Origin of the sequence: Solwaraspora sp. WMMB335, from assembly GCF_049179075.1 — a bacterium.
In the GTDB taxonomy this organism is placed as follows: domain Bacteria; phylum Actinomycetota; class Actinomycetes; order Mycobacteriales; family Micromonosporaceae; genus Micromonospora_E.
In genome coordinates this window covers 6,148,522-6,169,816 of the sequence record NZ_JBMHMF010000001.1, presented here as the reverse complement: position 1 = coordinate 6,169,816, position 21,295 = coordinate 6,148,522, and the positions used below count along the sequence as shown (strand labels likewise).

Genomic DNA, 21,295 nt, shown 5'->3' with positions numbered 1-21,295 from the left:
TCATCGCTGGCCGTAGACGTTCTGATACCGGTCGTGGAGCGCGTCGACCGCCTCGGAGGGCAGCGGCTGCACCGGCCCGAGCTGGCGGGCCAGGTGCATGGTCCGGGCCACGTCCTCACACATCACCGCCGCCTTCACCGCGGCCTTGGCGGTGGCGCCGATGGTGAACGGGCCGTGCTGGCGCATCAACACCGCCGGTGAGCGGTGTCCGGACAGCGTGTCGACGATGCCGCGGCCGATCGCATCGGATCCGATCAGTGCGAACGGGCCGACCGGGATCTCGCCGCCGAACTCGTCGGCCATCGCGGTGATCGCGCACGGGATCGGCTCGCCCCGGGCCGCCCAGGCGGTGGCGTACGGGCTGTGCGTGTGCACGACCCCGCCGACCGGTGGCATGTGCCGGTAGACGTAGGCGTGTGCCTCGGTGTCGCTCGACGGCGCGTAGTCGCCGTCCACCAGGTTGCCGTCGAGGTCGGTGACCACCATGGACTCGGGGGTGAGCTCGTCGTAGCCGACCCCGGACGGCTTGATCACCAGCAGGTCGGCACCGGTCACCCGGGCCGAGACGTTGCCGCTGGTCCAGGTGACCAGGCCCCACCGGGTCAGATGCTGGTGCAGCTGGCACACCTCGACCCGCAGCTTGGCGATCCGTCCGGACAGTTCGGCAGACGGTGACGCGGTGGTGGTCATCGGGCGGAAACCTCACTGTCGATGCGGGCGGGTCCGTCGGCATCGACGGGTCCGCCGGTGCGGGCCAGCGCGGCGTTGCGGATGTCGCGCAGCCGGTGCATCGCCTTGTCCGCACCGGTGCCGAACTGGTCGTGCAGCAGCTGGTACTCGGCGTACAGCCGGTCGTAACCGGCGCAGCGCTGCGGGTCGGGCCGGTAGACGGCCGTCTCCACCCGGCCCATCGCCTCGGCGGCTGCGGGCACGTCCGGGTAGGCGCCGGCGGCGACCGCCGCGTGGATCGCCGAGCCCAGCGCCGGAGCCTGCTCGGAGCTGGCCACGCTGACCGGACGACGCAGGACGTCGGCGTAGATCTGCATGATCAGCTTGTTGCGCTTCAGGCCGCCGGCGGCGACGAACTCGGTCACCGGCAGGCCGGCCGACTCGAACGTCTCCACGATGGTCCGGGTGCCGTACGCGGTCGCCTCGATCAGCGCCCGATAGATCTCGTCCGGCCGGGTGGCCAGAGTGAGCCCGACGATCAGTCCGGACAGGTGGTGGTCGACCAGGACGGAACGGTTGCCGCTGTGCCAGTCCAGGGCGACCAGCCCGTGCCCGCCGACCGGTTGCGCCTGCGCACGTTCGGTGAGCAGATCGTGCACACCGACACCGAGCCGGGCCGCCTCGTCGTGCACGGCGGGCGGGACCTGGTTGTCGACGAACCAGGCGAAGATGTCGCCGACCCCGGACTGGCCGGCCTCGTAGCCGTACGCCCCGGCCGTGATGCCGCCGTCGACCACCCCGCAGATGCCGGGGACCTCGACCAGCTCGGTGCCGTTCATGACGTGACAGGTGGAGGTGCCCATCACGGCGAGCAGCTGGCCGGGCGCGACGGCGCGGGCGGCGGGCGGGGTGACGTGTGCGTCGACGTTGCCGGCGGCGACCGCGATGCCGGCGGGCAGTCCGGTCCAGGCGGCGGCCTCGGCGGTGAGCCCACCGGCCCGGGCGCCCAGCGGCAGGATCGGATGCTCCAGTCGGGTCTTGGCGAAGTCGGCGAAGTCGGGGTGCAGGGCCGCCAGGTACGTCGGGTCCGGATAGCGGCCGTCCTGGAAGATGCCCTTGTATCCGGCGGTGCAGGCGTTGCGGGTCTCGGCGCCGCACAGCTGCCAGACGATCCAGTCGGCCGCCTCGATCCACCGCTCGGTACGGGCGTAGACCTGCGGGTCCTCCTCCAGCACCTGCAGTGCCTTGGCGAACTGCCACTCGGCGGAGATCCGCCCGCCGTACCGGCCGATCCAGGGTTCGCGCCGCCGATGGGCCAGCTCGTTGATCCGGTCGGCCTGTGGCTGGGCGGCGTGATGCTTCCACAGCTTCGGCCACGCGTGCGGGTGGGCGGCCAGGTCGGGCAGCAGACACAGCGGGGTACCGTCGGCCCGCACCGGAAGCACCGTGCAGGCGGTGAAGTCGGTGGCGATGCCGATGACCCGCGCCGGGTCGACGCCGGCTTCGGCCAGGGCCGCCGGTACGGCGTGGCGGAGCACGTCGCGGTAGTCCTCGGGGTGTTGCAGCGCCCAGTCCGGCGGCAGCGGCGTGCCGCTACCGGGCAGCGCCCGGTCGATCACCGCGTGCCGGTACTCGTGCACCGCCGAACCGATCTCGGCGCCGTCGGCGACGCGGACCACCACAGCCCGCCCGGAGAGCGTGCCGAAATCGATACCGACGGTGTACTGGTCGGTGTTCACCCGTTCCCCCTGTGGTGAAGTCGTATCTGGCCACTATGGTGTGTCATCTGCTCCGCCGCGTTACCAGGCGTTGCAGGATGATGAAGGCGAACAGCAACGCCCCGATCACGATCTTCGTCCACCAGGAACTCAGGGTGCCCTGGAAGGCGATGATCGTCTGGATGAGACCGAGGACGCCGACGCCGAGCACCGTGCCGAGGACGTAGCCGGATCCGCCGGTCAGCAGCGTCCCGCCGATCACCACCGCGGCGATCGCGTCCAGTTCCATGCCCTGGGCGTGCAGGCTGTAGCCGGAGAGCATGTAGAAACTGAGCAGCACCCCGCCGAGGGCCGCGCAGAACCCGCTGACGGTGTAGACCGCGATCCGGGTACGCCCGACCGGCAGGCCCATCAGCAGAGCCGACTGGGGGTTGCCGCCGACCGCGTACACGGTGCGGCCGAACCGCGTGTACGCCAGTACGTAGGCGGCGATCAGCACCACGATCAGCGCGATGACCACGCTGATCGAGATGAAGTACCCGTCGCCGAAGCGCAGCCGCTGCTGGGCCGCCTCGGTCCAGAAGGCGTTGGTGATCGGAATCGAGTCGGCGGTGATCAGGTGGCAGAGTCCCCGGGCGAGGAACATCCCAGCGAGGGTCGCGATGAACGGCTGGATGTCGAAGAAGTGGATGATGCAGCCCATGGCGAGCCCGAGCGTGGTGCCGATCAGCAGCACGGCGGGCAGCACGACCCCGGCCGGCCAGCCCTCGCGCAGCAGCACCGCGGCGCACACCGTGGTGAGTGCGACCACCGCGCCGACCGACAGGTCGATCCCGCCGGTGAGGATGACGAAGGTCATGCCGACGGCGACGACCAGCAGGAAGGCGTTGTCGACCAGAATGTTCAGCAGGATCTGCGGCTGGGCGAAACCGGTGTAGTTGAGCGCCCCGAGCCCGTACATGGTGGCCAGCAGGGTCAGGGTGGCGACGACCGGCAGATGCCGTTGCTGGGGACGGTAGCGGCGACGTACCGCGACCGGGGTGGTCGGGGCGGTGGCCGTCTGCTGCCGGGGGTCACTGATGTCGATCATGACCGTACCTCCGCCGGTGCGTCTCCTGCCGGCGCCGCCGGCGGCTGGTCGGCCGGCCGGGTCGCCGGCGGCTGGTCGGCCGGCACAGTCGCCGGCTGTCCGCCGGGTCCGCTGGGTCCGCTGGGTCGGCGACCGGCCAGCCGGGACCGGAAGGCCGGCGACTGTGCCAGGCAGAGCACGATCACCACGAGCGCCTTGAACAGCAGGGTGGCGTCGCTGGGGATGCCGATCGTGTAGATGGTGATGTCCAGCGCCTTGATGGTCACCGCACCGAGCACGCTGCCGGCCAGCGAGAACCGGCCGCCGGTCAACGCCGTACCACCGATCACCACAGCGAGAATCGCGTCGAGCTCGATCAGGTTGCCGGCGTTGTTGCCGTCGGCACTGGAGACGTTGGAGCTGAAGATGAGCCCGGCGATGCCCGCGCAGAGCCCGGCGAAGACGTACGCCAGCACGATGAACCGACGGGACCGGATCCCGGCCAACCGGCTGGCCGTCGGGTTGCCGCCGACAGATTCGATCATCATGCCCAGCGCGCTACGCCGGATGAGCACCGCGGCGACCGCCACCACGGCGGCGGCGATGAGCACCGACACGGGCAGGGTGAACGCGTAACCCGCGCCGATCACCTTGTACGGCGCGGAGTTGACGTTGATGATCTGCCCGTCGGTGATCAGTTGGGCCAGCCCTCGGCCGGCGACCATCAGGATGAGGGTGGCGATGATCGGCTGGATGCCGATCACGGCGACGAGCGCGCCGTTCCAGAGCCCGAGCAGCAGCGACAGGGCGAGCGCCACCGCGACCGCGAGCAACACCCCGGCGATGCTGTGCTGGTCGGTGAGCTCGCTGATCCGCAGGCAGGCGAGGGCCCCGGCGATCGCCATCACCGAGCCGACCGACAGGTCGATGCCGCCGGTGGCGATGACCACGGTCATCCCGACCGCGACCAGCACCAGCGGGGTGCTGGCCCGCAGCACGTCGATCAGCGAGCCGTAGAGGTGACCCTCGCGGATCTCGATCGAGAAGAAGCTCGGGGTGAAGAACAGGTTGCTGGCCAGCAGCAGGGCGAGAATGAGCACCGGCCAGAACAGCCGCTGCCGGGCGAGGCCGGCCACCTGCCGGCGGACCGCGCTCATGCCGCCCTGCCCGAGGCTGCGTCCCCATCGTCGGCTCCCCCATCGTCGGCTCCCCCGGCGATGATGCGCATGATCCGATCGGCGTCGACCCCGGCTCGGTTGGCCAGCTGGTCGATCATCTGCCGGTCGCGCAACACGGCGATCTTGTGGCTGAGCCGGAGGACCTCCTCCAGCTCGGCGCTGATGAACAACACCGCCATGCCGCCGCCGGCCAGCTCGACGACCAACCGTTGGATCTCCGCCTTGGCGCCGACGTCGATGCCACGGGTCGGCTCGTCGACGATCAGCAGCCGCGGTTCGGTGATCAGCCACCGGGCGAGCAGGACCTTCTGCTGGTTGCCGCCGCTGAGATTGTTCACCGGCATCTCCGGGTCGGCCGGACGGATCTGCAGCGCGGCGAGGTACCTGGCGACCAGCTCGTCCTGGCGCCGGCGCGGGATCGGCCGGGCCCAGCCACGGGCGGCCTGCAGCGCCAGGATGATGTTCTCGCGAACCGACAGCTCCCCGATCAGTCCTTCGGCACGTCGGTCCTCGGAGCAGAACGCGATGCCGTGGGCCACGCCGGCTCGCGGCTCCCGCAGGGCAACCGGTCTGCCGTCGACCGCGAGCCGGCCCCGGTCGGCCCGGTCCGCGCCGAACAGCAACCGGGCGGCTTCGGTACGCCCGGAGCCGAGCAGTCCGGCGAACCCGACCACCTCGCCGGCGTGGATGGTGAGGCTGAACGGTGCGATGGCACCGGTGCGGCCGAGTCCGTCGGCCTGTAGCACGGGCTCGCCGCTCTCCAGTGCGGCGAGATCGGGTTTGGCCTGGCCGTCGAGTTGCTCCAGTCCGCTGAGCTCCTTGCCGATCATGGTGGCGATCAACTGCAGCTGGGGCAGTTCGGCGACCGGGTACTCGCCGATGAGCCGTCCGTTGCGCAGCACGGTCATCCGGTCGGCGATCTCGTAGACCTGGTCGAGGAAGTGGGAGACGAACAGGATCGCCACCCCGGACTGACGCAGCCGCCGGATCACCGCGAACAGCTGGGCCACCTCGGAGGCGTCCAGGCTGGAGGTCGGTTCGTCGAGGATCAGCACCTTGGCGTCGATGTCCACCGCCCGGGCGATCGCCACCATCTGCGCGATGGCGATGGAGTAGCTGGCCAGCGGCGCGCTCACGTCGATGTCGAGGTGCAGCCGGGCCAGCAGTTCGGCGCAGTGGCGACGCATCGCCGGCCAGCGGATCGCCCCGAACCGGCGCGGCTCGCGGCCGATGAAGATGTTCTCCGCCACCGACAGGTTCGGGCAGAGGTTGACCTCCTGATAGACCGTGCTGATCCCGGCCTGCTGCGCCTGCAGCGGGTTGGTGAAGCGCACCTGCCGGCCGGCGAGCCGGATCTGACCCTGATCGATCCCGTAGACGCCGGTGAGCACCTTGATCAGGGTCGACTTGCCGGCACCGTTCTCGCCCATCAGGGCGTGCACCTCACCGGGGAACATCCGAAAGTCGACGCCGTCGAGGGCGACGACGCCGGGGAACGTCTTGCCGATCCCGGTCATCTGCAGGATCGGTGCCGTGTCGGTCATCCGTACCTCTCAGTGCCGTGCTCCCGCCCTGCCGCCGACCACCGGCAGGGCGGGAGGTGACGGGCTAGTACTCCCGGGTCGGGAGGACTTCCTTGGCCTGTTCCTGGGTGAAGGTGGTCTCCTCGGTGACCACCCGCTTGGGTACCGGCTCACCGGCGTGGACCTGCTCGACCAGTTCCATCAGCTGCGGCCCGAGCAGCGGACTGCACTCCGCGATGAAGTTGATCTTTCCGTCGGCGAGCGCCTGCATGCCGTCGCGGACCGCGTCGATGGTGATGATGGTGATGTCCGCACCCGGGGTGAGGCCGGCCGCCTCGATCGCCTCGATCGCGCCGAGGCCCATGTCGTCGTTGTGTGCGAAGAGCACGTCGATGTCCTGATGGGCCTGGAGGAAGGCTTCCATCACCTCCTTGCCCTTGGCCCGGGTGAACTCCCCGGTCTGCGAGGCGATGATCTCGAACTTCGGGTCGGCCGCGATCGCCTCGCCGAAGCCCTCCTTACGGTCGTTGGCCGGGGCCGAACCGGTGGTGCCCTGCAGTTCGACGATGTGCACCGGGCCCGGTTCGTCGGCGAACTCCTCGACCAGCCATTCCCCGGAAAGGCGGCCTTCCAGCACGAAGTCGGAGCCGATGAAGGTCTCGTACAGGGATTCGTCCTGGGAGTCCACCGCCCGGTCGGTCAGGATGACCGGGATCTGGGCGTCCTTGGCCTCCTTCAGGACGGTGTCCCAGCCGGACTCCACCACCGGCGAGAAGGCGATCACGTCGACCCGTTGGGCGATGAAGTTACGGATCGCCTTGATCTGGTTCTCCTGCTTCTGTTGCGCGTCGGCGAACTTCAGCTCGATGCCCGCCTCGGCGGCGGAGTCCTGAACAGACTTGGTGTTCGCCGTACGCCAGCCGCTCTCCGCGCCGACCTGGGAGAAGCCGAGGACGATCTGACCGTCCCCGCCCTCGCCGCCGGCGCTCCCGTCACCACATGCGGCACCGGCCGCAACCATCACCGCCGCGACCAGCGCGACGGAAACACGTCTGAGCACTGCCTACCTCCCGGTGAGGCTGATCCGTCCCGGCGCTGCGGGCCGGACGGTCGGCTGTCGGACGGGTCCACCGCTAGAAGTGGACCGATGTTAACGCTAACCTGCGTTTCCGACCAGATCCCCGGTGACCCTCCGGAGCTTCGGCCAGAAGGCCTCCACCCCAGCGGGACAGCCTGGAGCGGTGGAAGCCGTGCGCGGCGATATCGACCACCGCGTTTCAGGAGTGTTACCGCTCTCATCACGGTCGTCAAGAGGCATGTCGATCGCTGTTACCAGTCCGTTGCGGCGGAACAGCCCCGCTGCGGTGTGGCGCCCGAGGATCATCGTAATGAGCGATAACATAGATATCACTCAACAGCACCAGGATCGCGTGACAGCGGACTCCGGATCGATCGGACCGTGCGGTCGGCAGCCGCAGCCCGCATCGCCGCGACAGGGTGGGACCTACACCACGCCGACGCAGCGTGATGGCGCGGTGCGCCAGTTGACCGCTAACCTCGCTGGTGGCGGGGCTCGAATCGGTGGCCGTGCGGCAGCAGGATCGCGACGAACAGGATCCGCGTCGCGTCATCCCGGCCGCCCGGCACGGCACCGCCCGCACAGGCCCGGCCGCCGCCGGGTCTTTCGGCGGTGATCGACGGTGCCGGCACGACCCGGCCGGACACGAGGTAGGCCACGGTGAGCAGCAGAAGCGTCCGGGAACCGGCGATGACGGATGTGGCCCGACTCGCCGGAGTGAGCCATCAGACGGTGTCGCGGGTACTCAACGGCCACCCCAACGTCCGCGAACAGACCAGACTGCGGGTTCGGGCGGCCATCGCCGAGCTCGGCTACCGGCCCAACCGGGCCGCCCGGGCACTCGTCACCGGACGCTCCCAGGTGATCGGCGTGGTGGCGCAGAACTCGACTTTGTACGGCCCCGCCTCGCTGCTGGCCGCGTTCGAACAGGCCGCCGGAGCGGCCGGCTTCGCCGTCAACGTCGGCAGCGTACGCAGCCTCGACCGGCAGTCGATCGCCGAGGTGGTGGACCGTCACCTCGACCAGCGGGTGGCCGGCCTGGTCGTCATCGCACCGGTGGTCTCCGCCGGTGAGGCGGTGGAGCAGGTGCCCACCGGGGTGCCCCTGGTCACCATCGACGGCGATCCGCAGCGCAACACCGCGCTGGTCACCGTCGACCAGGCGGTCGGGGCCAGGGCCGCCACCCGGTGCCTGCTCGACGCCGGGCACGAGACGGTGTGGCACGTGTCCGGGCCGGCCGACTGGTTCGACAGCGCCGGACGGATCAGCGGCTGGGAGGCCGAACTACGGGAGGCCGGAGCCGAGGTACCGCCGGTGGTGTCCGCCGACTGGAGTGCCGCCTCCGGCTACCGGGCGGGTCAGATGCTGGCCCGGATGCGCGATGTGACCGCGATCTTCGCCGCGAACGATCACCTCGCTCTGGGTATCCTGCGGGCTCTGCACGAACGCGGCCGGCGGGTGCCGGGCGAGGTGAGCATCGCCGGCTTCGACGACGTTCCCGAGGCGGCGTACTTCATCCCGCCGCTGACCACCGTGCGACCCGACTTCGACGCCGTCGCCCGGGCCAGCCTGGACCTGCTGCTGCGGCAGATCGAGTCGGGCGCCCGCAGCGGTGAGCGGTACACGATCGAGCCGACTCTGGTGGTACGCGACAGCGTCGCTCCGCCGCCCTGACCGGTCGCCGCCTACCGCCATCTGGGACAACGCGGTTGCTGTCTTTTCCACCTCGGCCGGCGTTCACGTCGCGTTCGCCGGGGCGTGGCGCAGCGCTGCTTGGCTCCGGCCATGACCAACAGCATGGACTACGACAGCAACCCAGCTGACTCTTTCTCCTCGGGCCAGCACGGCCCGGCGGTGAGCCGGACCACCCCGGCGGTGAGCCGACGCGCCGTCCTCGGCGGCGCGGTCGCCGGCGGCGCGGCGGTGACCGCCGGCCTGACCGTGACCGCGACGCCGGCGGCGGCCGCGGCCGGTGACGAGGACGGACCCGCCCGCCCGGGCGGCCAGCCGCTGCTCTGCGAGCCCTACCTGCTGGACCCGCGCTCCGGGGCGGTCTACGTCGTCTGGCACACCGAAGGGGAAGGCCGTCAGCAGGTGGTGCTGGTCGGCCCCGCCGTCGCCGGGCTGAACGAACTCGACCTGATCGCGGCGGCCACCGGTGAGCGGCACGTCGGACCGGGATGGCGGCGGTTCACCGCCGAGAGCACCCGACTGACCCGCACCCGCGAGGACGCCGCGTCGTCGGTGCCTGGGCGCAGTTACAGCGAGGTCACCGAACGGCACGTCTACCGGCACCTCGCCGACGTCACCGGGCTGGAGTCCGGGCGGACGGCGTACCGGGTCGTCTCCGTCGACCGCCGGGGCCGGGCCACCGTGACCCCCACCTACAGCCTGGCACCGGCCGCGCCCCGGAAGAAGTCGGTCAAGTTACTGCTCACCAGCGACCACCAGCTCAAGAACATGACCCCGGCGAACCTGGAGAAGGTGGCCGAGACCGTCGGCGTGCAACTGGACGGGGTGCTCATCGCCGGCGACCTGGTCAACGTGCCGGACCGGGCCAGCGAGTGGTTCGACAGCGGCACCGGACTGGCGTTCTTCGCCGGCCTGACCGGGCGGGCGAGCAAGGAACTGTACGGGCGGACCTACCGGGGCGCGCCGCTGCTGCAGCACGCCCCGGTGTTTCCGGCGATCGGCAACCACGAGGTGATGGGCCGCTGGTCCGACACCGTTTCGCTGAACAACCAGTTCAACGATCCGCAGCCGCGGGAGGTCGCCGAGCAGTTGTGGCGGGCCACCCGGCCGGCCGGCGAGGACCGAGGTGCCTGGCTCGCCGAGCGTTCCTGGGACGTGACCACGTACGAGGAGATGTTCCCCTACCCCCGCAGCGGCCAGGGCGGCCCCCGCTGGTGGTCACGCAGCATCGGCGACGTGCACCTGATCTCGCTGTTCGTCACCCAGATCTGGCGCTCGCCGGCCGCCGGCACCCGGGGCAAGTTCCAGGAGGCACCGGCGGACCTGGACAAGCCGGAGAACTGGGGCTACGGCCAGCACATCTTCGAGCCGATCAAGCGCGGCTCCAAGCAGTACGAGTGGCTGGAGCAGGAGCTCACCAGCAACGCGGCCCGGCGGGCCCGCTACCGCGTGGTGATGTACCACCACCCCGGGCACGGCCTCGGGGACAACTCGGCGCCCCCGTTCACCGATCCGGTGCAGACCATCCACCGCGACTCCGCCGGGGCGGTCACCGCGGTGACCTACGACTACCCGCTCGCCGACGACTACATCCTGCGGGACCTGGAGCCGCTGTTCTCCGACAGCGGCGTGCACCTGGTACACAACGGGCACTCCCACCTGTGGAACCGGTTCCGCAACGACCGGGGCGTCAACTGGCTGGAAACGTCCAACGTGGGCAACTCGTACGGGGCGTACGACGTCAGCTCCGGAGCTGTGCGTAACCTGCCGGAAGATCCGGATCACGTCCGCCAGGGCGACCCGGGCGGGCTGGCGCCGATCGTGCCGACGATCGCCCCGCTGGTCGACGCGGCCGGCCAGCCGCTGCCGTACGTGTCGAGCAACGACATCACCGTGTTCTCGGTGCTCGACTCCGGTGCGGGAGTGGTGCGCTCCTACCGCTTCGACACCCGGGAACCGGACTCCGAGGTGGTCCTGTTCGACGAGATGCCGCTCGGCTGACCATCCGGCGTGGCCCTGCCGGGGCCAAGGGTGTGGTGCGCCTCGCCATCGACACCTCCGGTCTGGCACCCGGCGGGCACCGCTACTCTCCTGGTGCTCAGTGACAGTCCGAAGACGCCGGCCATCCCGGTGACGGTGACCGTAACGGTCGCCTGAGGACGTCGCCTCCGAAAGGGTAGGCGGACCACGCCTACCGCGACCGGCCCCGCCCCTGCACAACAACAGGTGCGGGGCCGGGGCCGCACCGCCGACCCGGCTAAGAATTGCGCACAGTGGAAGTAGGGCAATCGGGAAGAGCAGTCGATTCTGAGTACACACGCGATCACCCTAAGTGGTCACCCCGTTCGTGTACCTGAGGAGATCCCATGCCCGAACTCCACACCACGCCGGCACCGCCCCGAGCCGGCACCGTCACCCCGGCCACGCCCGCCACCTCGATGTTCGTCAACGGGCACTTCCCCCGCCGCCGCAGCTTGGTCGCCCTGCTCGCCGTGCTCGGCGGATTCCTGCTGACCATCGTCTGGTCCGCCGAGTTCGTCGACCGGACCATCGGCGACAGCGTCGCCAACACCATGCTCGGTCACGACGCGAAGGAGACTGCCATCGCGGGCGTGGCCGCCGGCATCGTGTTCGCCTTCGTCTCCGGCCTGGCCGGCACCTTCACCGCCTGCAACGTGGCGGTCTTCGGCACCATGGCACCGATGCTGGGCAGCGGCGGCAGCCGGCTGACCCGGCTGCGCCAGACGCTGCGCCCGCTCGGCTGGCTGGCCGCCGGCATGATCGGCGTCTCGGCCGGGTACGGCGCCGTGGTCGGCCTCGTCGGGACCAGCATGCCGCAGTTCTCCACGGCGGCGAACACCCCGGGTGGGCTTTCGCCACGCTCGATCCAGTCGATGGTGGTGTTCGGCGTGATCGGGCTGATCATGGTCTACCTCGGCCTGGCGGCGCTGGGCATGGTGCCGGACCCGTTCGCCCGGATCGCCGGCCGGTTCCCGAACGCTCCGATGGTGCTGATGGGCGCGCTGGTCGGCGGCTTCCTGATCGGGCGGCCGTTCGCGCTGTTCCGGCAGCTGTTCCGCGACGCGGCGGAGAGCGGCAACCCGCTCTACGGCGCCGCGGCGTTCGTGCTGCAATCGGTCGGCAACATCGTGGTGATGGCGGTTCTGCTGCTCGCGCTCACCTACTTCACCGGTAGCCGGCTGCAGCGCTGGCTCGCGGCAGACCCCCGGCGGATCACGGTGATCACCGCAGTGGCGTTGATCGTGGCCGGCGCTTTCATGTTCCTCTACTGGGACGTCCGGTTGCTCGCCCGCCGCGACATTCTCCCCTGGTACCCGACGGCTCCGTGGTCCTGACCGGGGTCAGTCGGTCCCGCCGCAACTGACGGCGGCACCGCCAGACGGGACCCGACCGGCGGCGGATCCAGGGTGCACGGGCAGGGCGGTCTCGCGCCCGCACGTCCATGGTCCGCCGCCGGCGTGGTGGACACCGGTGTGGTGGACACCGGCGTCCGACGCGGGTGCCTCGCCGGTCAGGCCCCGCCGCTCGCGCCAACGAGCTGCGGCGTCCATGGCCAGGGCACATCACGCTGGGTCGCCTCGACCAGCAGTGCCTCCAGACTCCGTAGGTGCGGTTCGACCGAGTCCGGCGAGCGGTACCGGCTGTCGGCACTGAGGGTCAGCCCGAACGCGCCCGGCTCGTCGACCACGTGGGTGAGCAGGTGCCACGAGGCGCGGTCGAGACCGTCGGTCCAGGAGAACGAACTGCGCTCGGCGGCCGCCCGTAACTGCCGCGGCCCCGCTTCGGCGACGTCGTCGAGCGCATTGCCCACCGGCAACCGTACGTCGTTGAAATAGTAGTACGGCAGGAAGGCGGTGGCGTAGTCGTACCCGAGTTCGGTGAACCTGCGACGCATCTCGGCCGTGTCGTAGTAGGCATGCGAATAGCCGTCTAGCGCCGCCCGATAGACCCGTGGTAACAACGCCGAGAAACTCGGCCTGTCGGAGATGTCCACCACGCAGAATCCGACCTGTCCAAGATTTGCGATCGCATTGGCGTATTCCGGACGGAACCGGTTGTGTGACATGGTGAACAGGCCGCATATATCGCGCCCGGCGGCACCGGCGGCGACCGCGGTCGTCGCGGCGAGCAGGACGGTGGACACGCTGACCCGGTGACGGGTGGCGATCGTCCGGGCCGCGGTGGCGACCGCCGAGGAGATCAGCACCCCACGACGCAGTCGTGGTTCGTCACCCGGTCCGAGCGGCGCCAGCTCGGTAGCCGGCAACTGCCGGTACCGGTTGGTCCAGTAGCTGATCGCCCGCTCGGAGCGTGGCCGGTCCGGGCCGTGTTGGCGCCGGGCCACGTCCACCGACTGCAGCACCGTCGGCCCGGACAGGCCGCCGCGCAGCAGGGCGACGCGCAGATCCCGCAGGACCACGTCGGCCGCGTACGCGTCCACCGTCGAATGGCTGAACACCAGCACCACCCGGCGCACCCGCCCGTCGACGACGACGGTGCCGAACCGTACCGGCCACTCGCGACCGTGGTCGAACGCCACGTCGCCGAGCCGGCGGGCCAGTTCGGCCGCGCCCGCACCGCCGTCGTCGTCGCCGCTGTCGTCGGCGTCGGCATGGGCCAGCACGATCGGCAGCTCGCCGGCGGCGGCCGTCTCCTGGCGCAGCTGCCCGGCCACCTCACGGACCCGGGTGCGCAGCGCGCCGTGCCGGCTGACCAACGCGGCGATCGCCTGCGTCACGCTGGGTACGTCGGCCGGTGCCCGCCGGGGCACCGTGAGCACCCGACGCAGATTGAGAAACAGATGCTGGTTCCTGGACAGCCGGGCGGCCCGCCACATCACCTGTTGGGACCAGGTCATCGGCGCGGTCTCGGTCCGGCCGCCGCGGAACTCCGCGTGGACGAGCTCGTCCATGGCCCACTCGACGGGCACTACGGCGTCAGCGAATCGCATTCCCGACCATACGATGCGGTGAGTTGCATTGAATCGATCGTTCGTACGCCTCCCGGTACACCAACAGTTGATTCCGCTACCGCGACGACGGACGGCACCCTGATGGTTCATCGATAGGAGATTGAAGGCAGTCCGGGTGACGAATCTCGACGTACCAGCGCAGGATGTCCCGATTCAATCACAAGTGATCCAGCGCCGAATAGGGGAAAGTCCGACCTTATCGTTCGGCCAGGAACGGATCTGGTTCACCGAACAGTTGACGCCGGGCACCGCCGGGTACATCGTGCACAGCACCGTACGGCTGCGCGGCCGGATCGACACCGGCCTGCTGCGCGCCGCGGTGGACGCCGCCGCGGCGCGGCACGACAGTCTGCGCATGCGGTTCACCGAGAACGCCGAGGGCGAACCGCAGGTGGAGGTATCGCCACAGGTCACGGTGCCGTTCACGGTGCTCGACGCGGTCGACGAGCGGCACGCCCGGCAGCTGGTCGACGAGCTCGTCGGTACCCCGTTCGAGCTGACCGCCGCACCGCTGTTACGGGTGCTGGTCGTGCGCCTCGGCGAGGCCGAACAGGTGCTGCACGTCGGGATGCACCACATTGTCAGCGACGGTTGGTCGCTCAACCTGCTGCTGGCCGAGGTGGCCACGCTCTACGGCGCGCTCACCGACGGGCGGGCCGTGCCGGCCGCGCCCGGCATCGACTACGCCGACTACGCGGCCTGGCAGCGCGAGCGCAGCGACGGTCCGGCGGCGGGGCGCGAGCTTGGTTACTGGACACGGGCGCTCGCCGGTGTGCCGCCGCTGGAGCTGCCGACCGACCGCCCTCGCCCAACCGTGCAGTCGTACGCCGGCGACGTGCACCGGTTCGCGTTCGACGCCGAACTGACCGGCGGGATCCGGCAGCTGGGCCGGGCCCACCGCGCGACCCTCTACATGACGCTACTGGCCGGCTGGCAGGCGGTGCTGTTCCGCTATGGCGGGCAACGCGACTTCGCCATCGGCTCACCGGTCGCCGGCCGGGTCGTACCGGAGCTGGAGCAGTTGATCGGCCTCTTCGTCAACACGGTCGTCATCCGGACCGATCTGTCCGCTCCGGACGGCACCGAGCCCAGCTTCGGTGAGTTGCTGCGCCGTACCCGCAGCCGGGTGGTCCAGGCGTTGAGCCACCAGGAGGTGCCGTTCGAACGCCTGGTCAAGGAACTGAACGTGACCCGTGACGTGAGCCGCGCCCCGGTGTTCCAGGTGCTGTTCACGCTGCAGAACTACGCCCGGGCCGGCTCCAGCTGGCCGGCCGGGCTCACCAGCGAGCCGATGGGCAGCGACGCCGCCGCCGCGCGGTTCGACCTGTCGCTGTACGTCAGCGAGACCGGCGACGGGTTGCGGGCGATGATGGTCTACAACACCGACCTGTTCGACGCGGCGACGGTCCGACGGCTCGCCGGCCACTACCGGTCTTTGCTACGCGCAGCCGTCGCCGAGCCGGACCTGCCGGTGGTGGATCTGCCGCTGCTCGACGACGACCAGCGACGGCAACTGCTCGATTTCGCGACCGGAGCGATCCCACCGGCCGTCGGGGCGCGACCGGCGACCGGCGGGGTCGCCACTCTCGACGAGCTGATCGACCGGCACGCCACTGGTACCCCGCAGGCTCCGGCCGTGCTCTGCGGCGCGGACCGGATCACCTACCGGGAGCTGGACCGGCGGGCCAACCAGATCGCCCACTACCTGCGTGGGCGCGGTGTCGGGCCGGGCAAACTGGTCGGCGTCTGTCTGGACCAGTCGGTCGAGTTGGCCGTCGCCCTGCTGGGCGTGCTGCGCGCCGGTGGTGCCTATCTGCCGCTGGATCCGGAGCAGCCGCCGGCCCGGCTGACGCTGATGCTCACCGACGCCGAACCGGTGCTGGTGCTGACCACCAGCACGATCCGGACACAGGCCCGGTTGTCCGGCGCGACCTGCCTGGACCAGATCTCGGCCGAGGTCGCCGCCGGGCCGGCGCACCGCCCGCCGGCCGACGCGACCGGTGACGACCTGGCGTACGTCATCTACACCTCGGGTTCGACCGGCACGCCCAAGGGTGTCGCGGTCGCCCACCGTCAGGTGCTGAACTACCTCGACGGGGTCGCCCAGCGACTGGCCGTCGTGCCGGCCGGCCGGTACGCGCTGCTGCAGTCGCTGTCGTTCGACTTCAGCGTCACGGTGTTCTACCTGGCGCTGGCCACCGGCGGCAGCGTGCACCTGGTGCCACGGCGGTGCACCGGTGACGAACTCGCCGACGCCCTGCGTGAGCGGCACATCGACTATCTCAAGATGACCCCCTCGCACCTGCGGGCACTCACCGCCGAGGTGGACACCGAGCGACTGCTGCCCCGGCGGGCGCTGATCCTCGGCGGCGAGGCGGCCGAGCTGGCCTGGGCCGCGTCGCTGGCCCGGCACGGGGTCGCGGTGTTCAACCACTACGGGCCGACCGAGGCGACCGTCGGCGTCACCACGTACCAGGTGTCCGCCGACGACGACGGGCCGGGCAGCGTGCCGATCGGCCGCCCGCTGCCGTACGCCCGGGTGCACGTGCTCGACTCGCGGATGCGCCCGGTGCCGGTCGGCGTACCCGGCGAGGTGTACCTCGGCGGTGACCGGCTCGCCGCAGGCTACCTGAACCGGCCGGGGCTGACCGGGCAGCGGTTCGTGCCGGATCCGTTCGCCCCGGCGGGTTCCCGGCTGTACCGCACCGGCGATCTCGCCACCTGGCGCGCCGACGGTGAACTGATCTTTCTCGGCCGGACCGACCACCAGGTCAAGATCCGTGGGTACCGGGTCGAGCTGGGTGAGGTGGAAGCGGCACTGGGTGACCTGGCGGCGGTGTCCCAGGCCGCGGTGATCCTGCGCGACGGACGGTTGGTGGCGTACCTGGAACGTGCCGGCCGGCAACGGGCCGGTGCCGGAGCAGACCCGGACCCGTCGCGACTGCGCCAGGCTCTCGCCGAACGGTTGCCGGAGCAGCTGATCCCGAGCCGCTACTGCTGGTTGGACCGACTGCCGCTGCAGGAGCACGGCAAAATCGACCGGCGGGCGCTGCCGGAGCCGGGCGATGAGCAGCCGACCGCCGAGTATGTCGCGCCGGCCGGTCCGGTGGAGACGCTGATCGCCGGGATCTGGCAGGCCGTGCTCGCGGTGGCCCGGGTCGGCGCCACCGACGACTTCTTCGACCTGGGCGGTCACTCGCTGCTGGCCACGCAGGTGGTGGCCAGGCTTCGCCGCGAACTGCCGACGGTCGCCGGTGTCGGCACCGGCGGCACCGGCACCCGTGCGCCGCGCCCGGCGGTCAGCGTGATGGATCTGTTCCGGCACCGCACTGTACGCGAACTGGCCGCGCTGCTGACCGCTGGCGCGGCACCGGACGGTGGCCTGTTGCACGAGCTGACCCGGGCATTGCCGGCCGGCACGGTGCCGTCGGCCACCCTGGTCTGCGTGCCGTACGGCGGCGGCAACGCCGTGGTGTATCAGCCCTTGGCCGACGCGCTGCCGACCGGGTACCGGCTGCTGTCGGTCGCGGTACCCGGTCATGACATCGGGCTGGCCGACGAGCCCGCGCCGATCGAGGAGGTCGCCGCGGGCGTCGTCGCACAGCTCCGGCAACGGGTCGACGGTCCGCTGATCCTGTACGGCCACTGTGGTCCGGGCGGTGCCCTCGCGGTCGAGGTGGCCCGCCGTCTCGAGGCGGCCGGACGCGGGCTGGAAGCGGTCTATCTGGGCGCGGTCTTCCCATTCGGCCGCCCGACCGGCGGGATCTTCGGCCCGCTGCTGCGGCTGCGGCTGGTCGAACGGATCCGCAGCGACCGGATCTACCGCACCTGGCTGCAGGCGCAGGGCACCTCGATCGGGTCGCTGGACCCCGACGAGGTCGCCTTCCTGATCCGGGCGATGCGCCACGACGCACGGGTCAGCGAGGACTACTTCACCTCGTTACTGCGCCAGCGGGTGACCCCGCTGCGCGCACCGGTGATCTGCGTGGTCGGTGAACGGGACCGGGGCACCGATTTTCACGAGGAACGTTTCCAGGAATGGCACTTCCTGACCGACCGCACCGCCCTGGCGGTCATCGACGAGGCCGGCCACTACTTCCTCAAGTACCGGGCCGAGGAACTCGCCGAAATCGTCACCAGTGGTCATCGGCGACTCACCACGGCGACCGGGATCGACAGCCACGACGGTCACCGCGGAGCAGGGACCGGTGGCAGGGTCACCGACGACCCGGCGTGGCGGCTGCAAGCCATCTCCGACCGCAGCCAGGTGGCGACACCTGCCGTCGGCGACACCCTGCCGCAGCCGGCCGGACCGCAGCCGAGCGGACCGCAGCCGAGCCTGCGCCGGTTCGGTCTGGTCGCCGCCGGGCAGATCATCACCACCACCGGCACCGCGCTGACGAACTTCGCGGTGCCGTTGTGGATCTATCTGGAGACCGGCTCGCTGGCCCGGTTCGCCCTGTTCTCCCTGGTCAGCCTCCTACCCGGGCTACTCGTCGCGCCCCTTGCCGGTGCGGTGATCGACCGGACCAGCCGGCGGCGCGTCCTGCTGCTGGCCAGCGTCGCGGCGGGTGGAGCCAAGGCGATGATGGCCGGGCTGCTGATCGCCGACCGGGCCGAGGTGTGGCACTTCTACCTGCTGGTCGGCTGGTTGTCGATAGTGCTGGCCTTCCAGCGGCTGTCGTTCGTGTCGGCGGTGCCGCAGTTGGTACCGAAGCGCTACCTCGGCCACGCCAACGGCCTGACCCAGACCGCCGTCGGTCTGTCCCAGTTCATGGTCCCGTTGATCGCGGTCGCCCTGCTGGAGGCGGTCGGGCTGCGGGGCATCATGATCATCGACGTGGTGGCGTACGTGTTCGCCATCACGGCCCTGATCAGCATCCGTTTCCCCCGCACCCTGGCCCTGCAACGCCGGGAGAGCATCGGGCAGGAGATCCTCGGCGGGCTGCGCTACTCGCTGCGCCGACGGGAGTTCCGCGGCATGCTCGCCTTCTTCGCCGCGCTCAACCTGTTCCTGTTCCCGGTGCTGTTCCTGCTCTCCCCGCTGGTGCTCGGCTTCGCCGACCTGGCCGAGGTCGCGCAGATCGCGCTCACCGGCGGGGTGGGCGCGGCCGTGGGTGGCCTGGTGATGCTCGTGTGGGGCGGCCCCCGTCGGCGCCGGATGCGGGCGGTGCTGATCGGCACCCTCGGCATCGCGATCGCCTGCGCGGTGACCGGCCTCCGTCCCAGTCTGCTGGTGATCGGAGCCGGCGCGTTCGGTATGTACTGCTCGCTCGGCCTGGTCAACGGGATCTACAACACGATCATCCAGATCAAGGTGCCGACCCGGTTCCACGGCCGGGTGTTCGCGCTCAACCAGATGGTCGCCTGGTCGACGATGCCGCTGGGGTGGGGGGTGATCGCGCCGCTGGCCACCAGTCTGATGGAGCCGCTGCTGCTGCCCGACGGCGCGTTGGCCGGGTCGGTCGGGCGAGTGATCGGGGTCGGTCCGGGCCGGGGCATCGCCCTGCTGTACGTCGTCTTCGGGCTGTGCATCGCGGTGACCGCGATCGTGTCGCTGCGTACCCGGATACTGTCCCGGTTCGACGACGAGGTGCCGGACGCCCCGCCGGACGACCTGATCGGCATCGAGACCCGGCAGGCTCGGGCGGTGGCCGACCGGGTGGTCGGCGGCGGCGCGTCGCACGGCGGTGACCGGTGACCGCGCCCACCGGCGTGCCGCGCCGCCGGCCCGCCCCCGCCCCACCGGTCGCCCGGACCGTACCCGGGTTGCTCGACTGGCGAGCCACCCAGCACCCCGACCAGGTCGCCGTCGAGGTTCACGGGGTGGACCAGCTCACCTTCGCCAGGTGGCGGGCCGGGGCCCGAGCGGTGGCGGCGGCGCTGCGGCTGGCCGGCGTGGCGCGCGGTGACCGGGTCGGGCTGGTGTTCGCGGCGCGGGAGTGGACCGGCTACGCGGTGGCGTACTGCGGCGTGTTGGGTGCCGGGGCGGTCGCGGTACCGCTGTCCGACCGGCTGGCCCCGGCCCAGCTGGAGTACGCGCTGCGGCACTGCGCCGCCCGGCTGGTGCTGCACGGACCGCTGGCCGGACCGGTGGGACCGCCGCCGGCTGTTCCCACCGGTATCGCGCTGCGGGCGGTCACCGATCTGGTCGACGATCCCACCGCCGAGCCGCCCGCCGAGCCACCCGCCGAACCGGTACGCCCCGACGATCTGGCCCAGATCCTCTACACCTCGGGCACCACGGGACAGCCCAAGGGCGTCGGCGCCAGCCACGCCAACCTGGCCGCCGGGGCACCCAGCCATCCGCGCCGGCTGGCCCTGGCGCATTCGCAGCGCTTCCTGCACGCGTTCCCGATCGGCACCAACGCCGGCCAGACGATGCTGCTCAACGCATTGACCGCGAAACCGGCCGCACTGACCCTGCCGCTGTTCACCCCGGCGCGGTTCGCCCGGCTGGTCGCCGCACCCGGCACCGGCACCGTCTTCCTGGTCCCGTCGATGGCGATCGAACTGCTCGACTCCGGGGCGCTGCGGGGACGGGACACCTCCGGTGTCGCGCTGATCGGGTCGACCGCTGCCGCGCTACCACCAGCGGTGGCCACCCGGCTGGCGGCGGCGTTTCCCGCCGCGACGATCGTCAACTACTACTCGTCCACCGAGGCCGCACCCGCCCAGACCATGATGATTTTCGATCCGATGCGCCGCGCGGCCATCGGTCGGGCGGTCGACGGACAGCTGATGATCGCCGACGGGCAGCAGCGGCCGCTGCCACCGGGTGAGGTCGGAGAGGTCTGGCTGCGCTGTGCGCATCCGCGCTCGTACTACCGCGACGACACGGCCACCGGGGCAACGTTCCGCCAGGGCTGGGTCCGCATGGGTGACCTCGGCCGGCTCGACGCCGACGGGTACCTGTACCTCGCCGACCGGCAACAGGACATGATCAAATCTGGCGCTTTCAAGATTTCCTCGCTGGAGGTGGAAGCCGCGCTGCACGAGCATTCCGCAGTCGCCGAGGCAGCGGTGGTGGCCGTACCGCACGCGGTGCTCGGCTCCGCGGTCGCGGCGGTGCTGGTACCGCGCGCCGGGCACCCCCCACAGGAACTCGCGCTGCCTGCGATACGCGCGTTCCTGGCCGACCGGCTCGCCGACTACCAACTGCCGGCCCGGGTACTGCTCGCCGAGGCGCTGCCCCGCAACGAGGCCGGCAAGGTGCTCAAGCGGGAGCTGACCCCGCTGTTCGACCCGCCGGGCTGAACATGTCCGGGCTGAACGTGTTTGGGCCGAGCCCGCCGGGCGGGACGTGCCGATCCGCTTCGCATTCTCCGTCATGGACGACGACCGCACCACGACAACCGCACCAACAGGAGGCTCC

The 21,295-nt window shown here is 70.8% G+C and carries 13 protein-coding genes; 5 read left to right on the top strand and 8 right to left on the bottom strand.

Going from position 1 to position 21,295, the window contains the following annotated elements; translation table 11 throughout:
• The 7 genes from ACN27F_RS26575 to ACN27F_RS26545 form a co-directional block, all read right to left on the bottom strand.
• A complete protein-coding gene (locus tag ACN27F_RS26575) occupies nucleotides 1-690 on the bottom strand; it encodes an L-ribulose-5-phosphate 4-epimerase (RefSeq protein ID WP_421437985.1) in 690 nt (229 codons plus the stop codon).
• Nucleotides 687-2,408 carry a ribulokinase gene (locus ACN27F_RS26570; RefSeq protein WP_421437983.1) on the bottom strand — a complete coding sequence of 574 codons (1,722 nt, stop codon included), beginning with the start codon at nucleotides 2,406-2,408 and terminating at the stop codon, nucleotides 687-689. Before ACN27F_RS26570 ends, ACN27F_RS26575 begins: the two co-directional genes overlap by 4 nt.
• 43 nt (nucleotides 2,409-2,451) lie before the next feature.
• Entirely contained in the window at nucleotides 2,452-3,477 is a 1,026-nt protein-coding gene (yjfF, locus tag ACN27F_RS26565; protein WP_421437981.1) for a galactofuranose ABC transporter, permease protein YjfF, read from the bottom strand.
• A complete protein-coding gene (locus ACN27F_RS26560; protein ID WP_421437979.1) occupies nucleotides 3,474-4,613 on the bottom strand; it encodes an ABC transporter permease in 1,140 nt (379 codons plus the stop codon). Before ACN27F_RS26560 ends, yjfF begins: the two co-directional genes overlap by 4 nt.
• The gene (locus ACN27F_RS26555; protein ID WP_421437977.1) at nucleotides 4,610-6,178 is read right to left on the bottom strand and encodes a sugar ABC transporter ATP-binding protein; all 1,569 of its coding nucleotides are present in this window, start codon (nucleotides 6,176-6,178) and stop codon (nucleotides 4,610-4,612) included. The genes ACN27F_RS26560 and ACN27F_RS26555 overlap by 4 nt, the downstream gene beginning before the upstream one ends.
• A 64-nt stretch (nucleotides 6,179-6,242) precedes the next feature.
• Nucleotides 6,243-7,178 carry an ABC transporter substrate-binding protein gene (locus ACN27F_RS26550; RefSeq protein WP_421440461.1) on the bottom strand — a complete coding sequence of 312 codons (936 nt, stop codon included), beginning with the start codon at nucleotides 7,176-7,178 and terminating at the stop codon, nucleotides 6,243-6,245.
• 530 nt (nucleotides 7,179-7,708) lie between these two features.
• Nucleotides 7,709-7,894 carry a hypothetical protein gene (locus tag ACN27F_RS26545; RefSeq protein WP_421437975.1) on the bottom strand — a complete coding sequence of 62 codons (186 nt, stop codon included), beginning with the start codon at nucleotides 7,892-7,894 and terminating at the stop codon, nucleotides 7,709-7,711.
• Nucleotides 7,895-7,925: 31 nt separating this feature from the next.
• Between ACN27F_RS26545 and ACN27F_RS26540 the strand changes: the two genes are divergently transcribed.
• From ACN27F_RS26540 to ACN27F_RS26530, 3 genes are all read left to right on the top strand, one after another.
• Nucleotides 7,926-8,909 carry a LacI family DNA-binding transcriptional regulator gene (locus ACN27F_RS26540; RefSeq protein WP_421440459.1) on the top strand — a complete coding sequence of 328 codons (984 nt, stop codon included), beginning with the start codon at nucleotides 7,926-7,928 and terminating at the stop codon, nucleotides 8,907-8,909.
• Between the two features lie 111 nt (nucleotides 8,910-9,020).
• Nucleotides 9,021-10,928: a metallophosphoesterase family protein gene (locus ACN27F_RS26535; protein WP_421437974.1), complete on the top strand. Its 1,908-nt coding sequence runs from the start codon at nucleotides 9,021-9,023 to the stop codon at nucleotides 10,926-10,928.
• A gap of 365 nt (nucleotides 10,929-11,293) precedes the next feature.
• Nucleotides 11,294-12,283: a hypothetical protein gene (locus ACN27F_RS26530; RefSeq protein WP_421437972.1), complete on the top strand. Its 990-nt coding sequence runs from the start codon at nucleotides 11,294-11,296 to the stop codon at nucleotides 12,281-12,283.
• A 176-nt stretch (nucleotides 12,284-12,459) separates the two neighbouring features.
• Here the strand turns inward: ACN27F_RS26530 and ACN27F_RS26525 are convergent, their stop codons facing one another.
• Entirely contained in the window at nucleotides 12,460-13,860 is a 1,401-nt protein-coding gene (locus ACN27F_RS26525) for a condensation domain-containing protein (protein WP_421437971.1), read from the bottom strand.
• Between the two features lie 175 nt (nucleotides 13,861-14,035).
• On the opposite strand from ACN27F_RS26525, the gene ACN27F_RS26520 reads away from it, so the two are divergent.
• Together ACN27F_RS26520 and ACN27F_RS26515 are read left to right on the top strand one after the other, a co-directional pair.
• Nucleotides 14,036-19,621 carry an amino acid adenylation domain-containing protein gene (locus tag ACN27F_RS26520; protein WP_421437969.1) on the top strand — a complete coding sequence of 1,862 codons (5,586 nt, stop codon included), beginning with the start codon at nucleotides 14,036-14,038 and terminating at the stop codon, nucleotides 19,619-19,621.
• A complete protein-coding gene (locus ACN27F_RS26515; protein ID WP_421437968.1) occupies nucleotides 19,618-21,177 on the top strand; it encodes a class I adenylate-forming enzyme family protein in 1,560 nt (519 codons plus the stop codon). Before ACN27F_RS26520 ends, ACN27F_RS26515 begins: the two co-directional genes overlap by 4 nt.
• The last annotated feature ends 118 nt before the right edge of the window (nucleotides 21,178-21,295 follow it).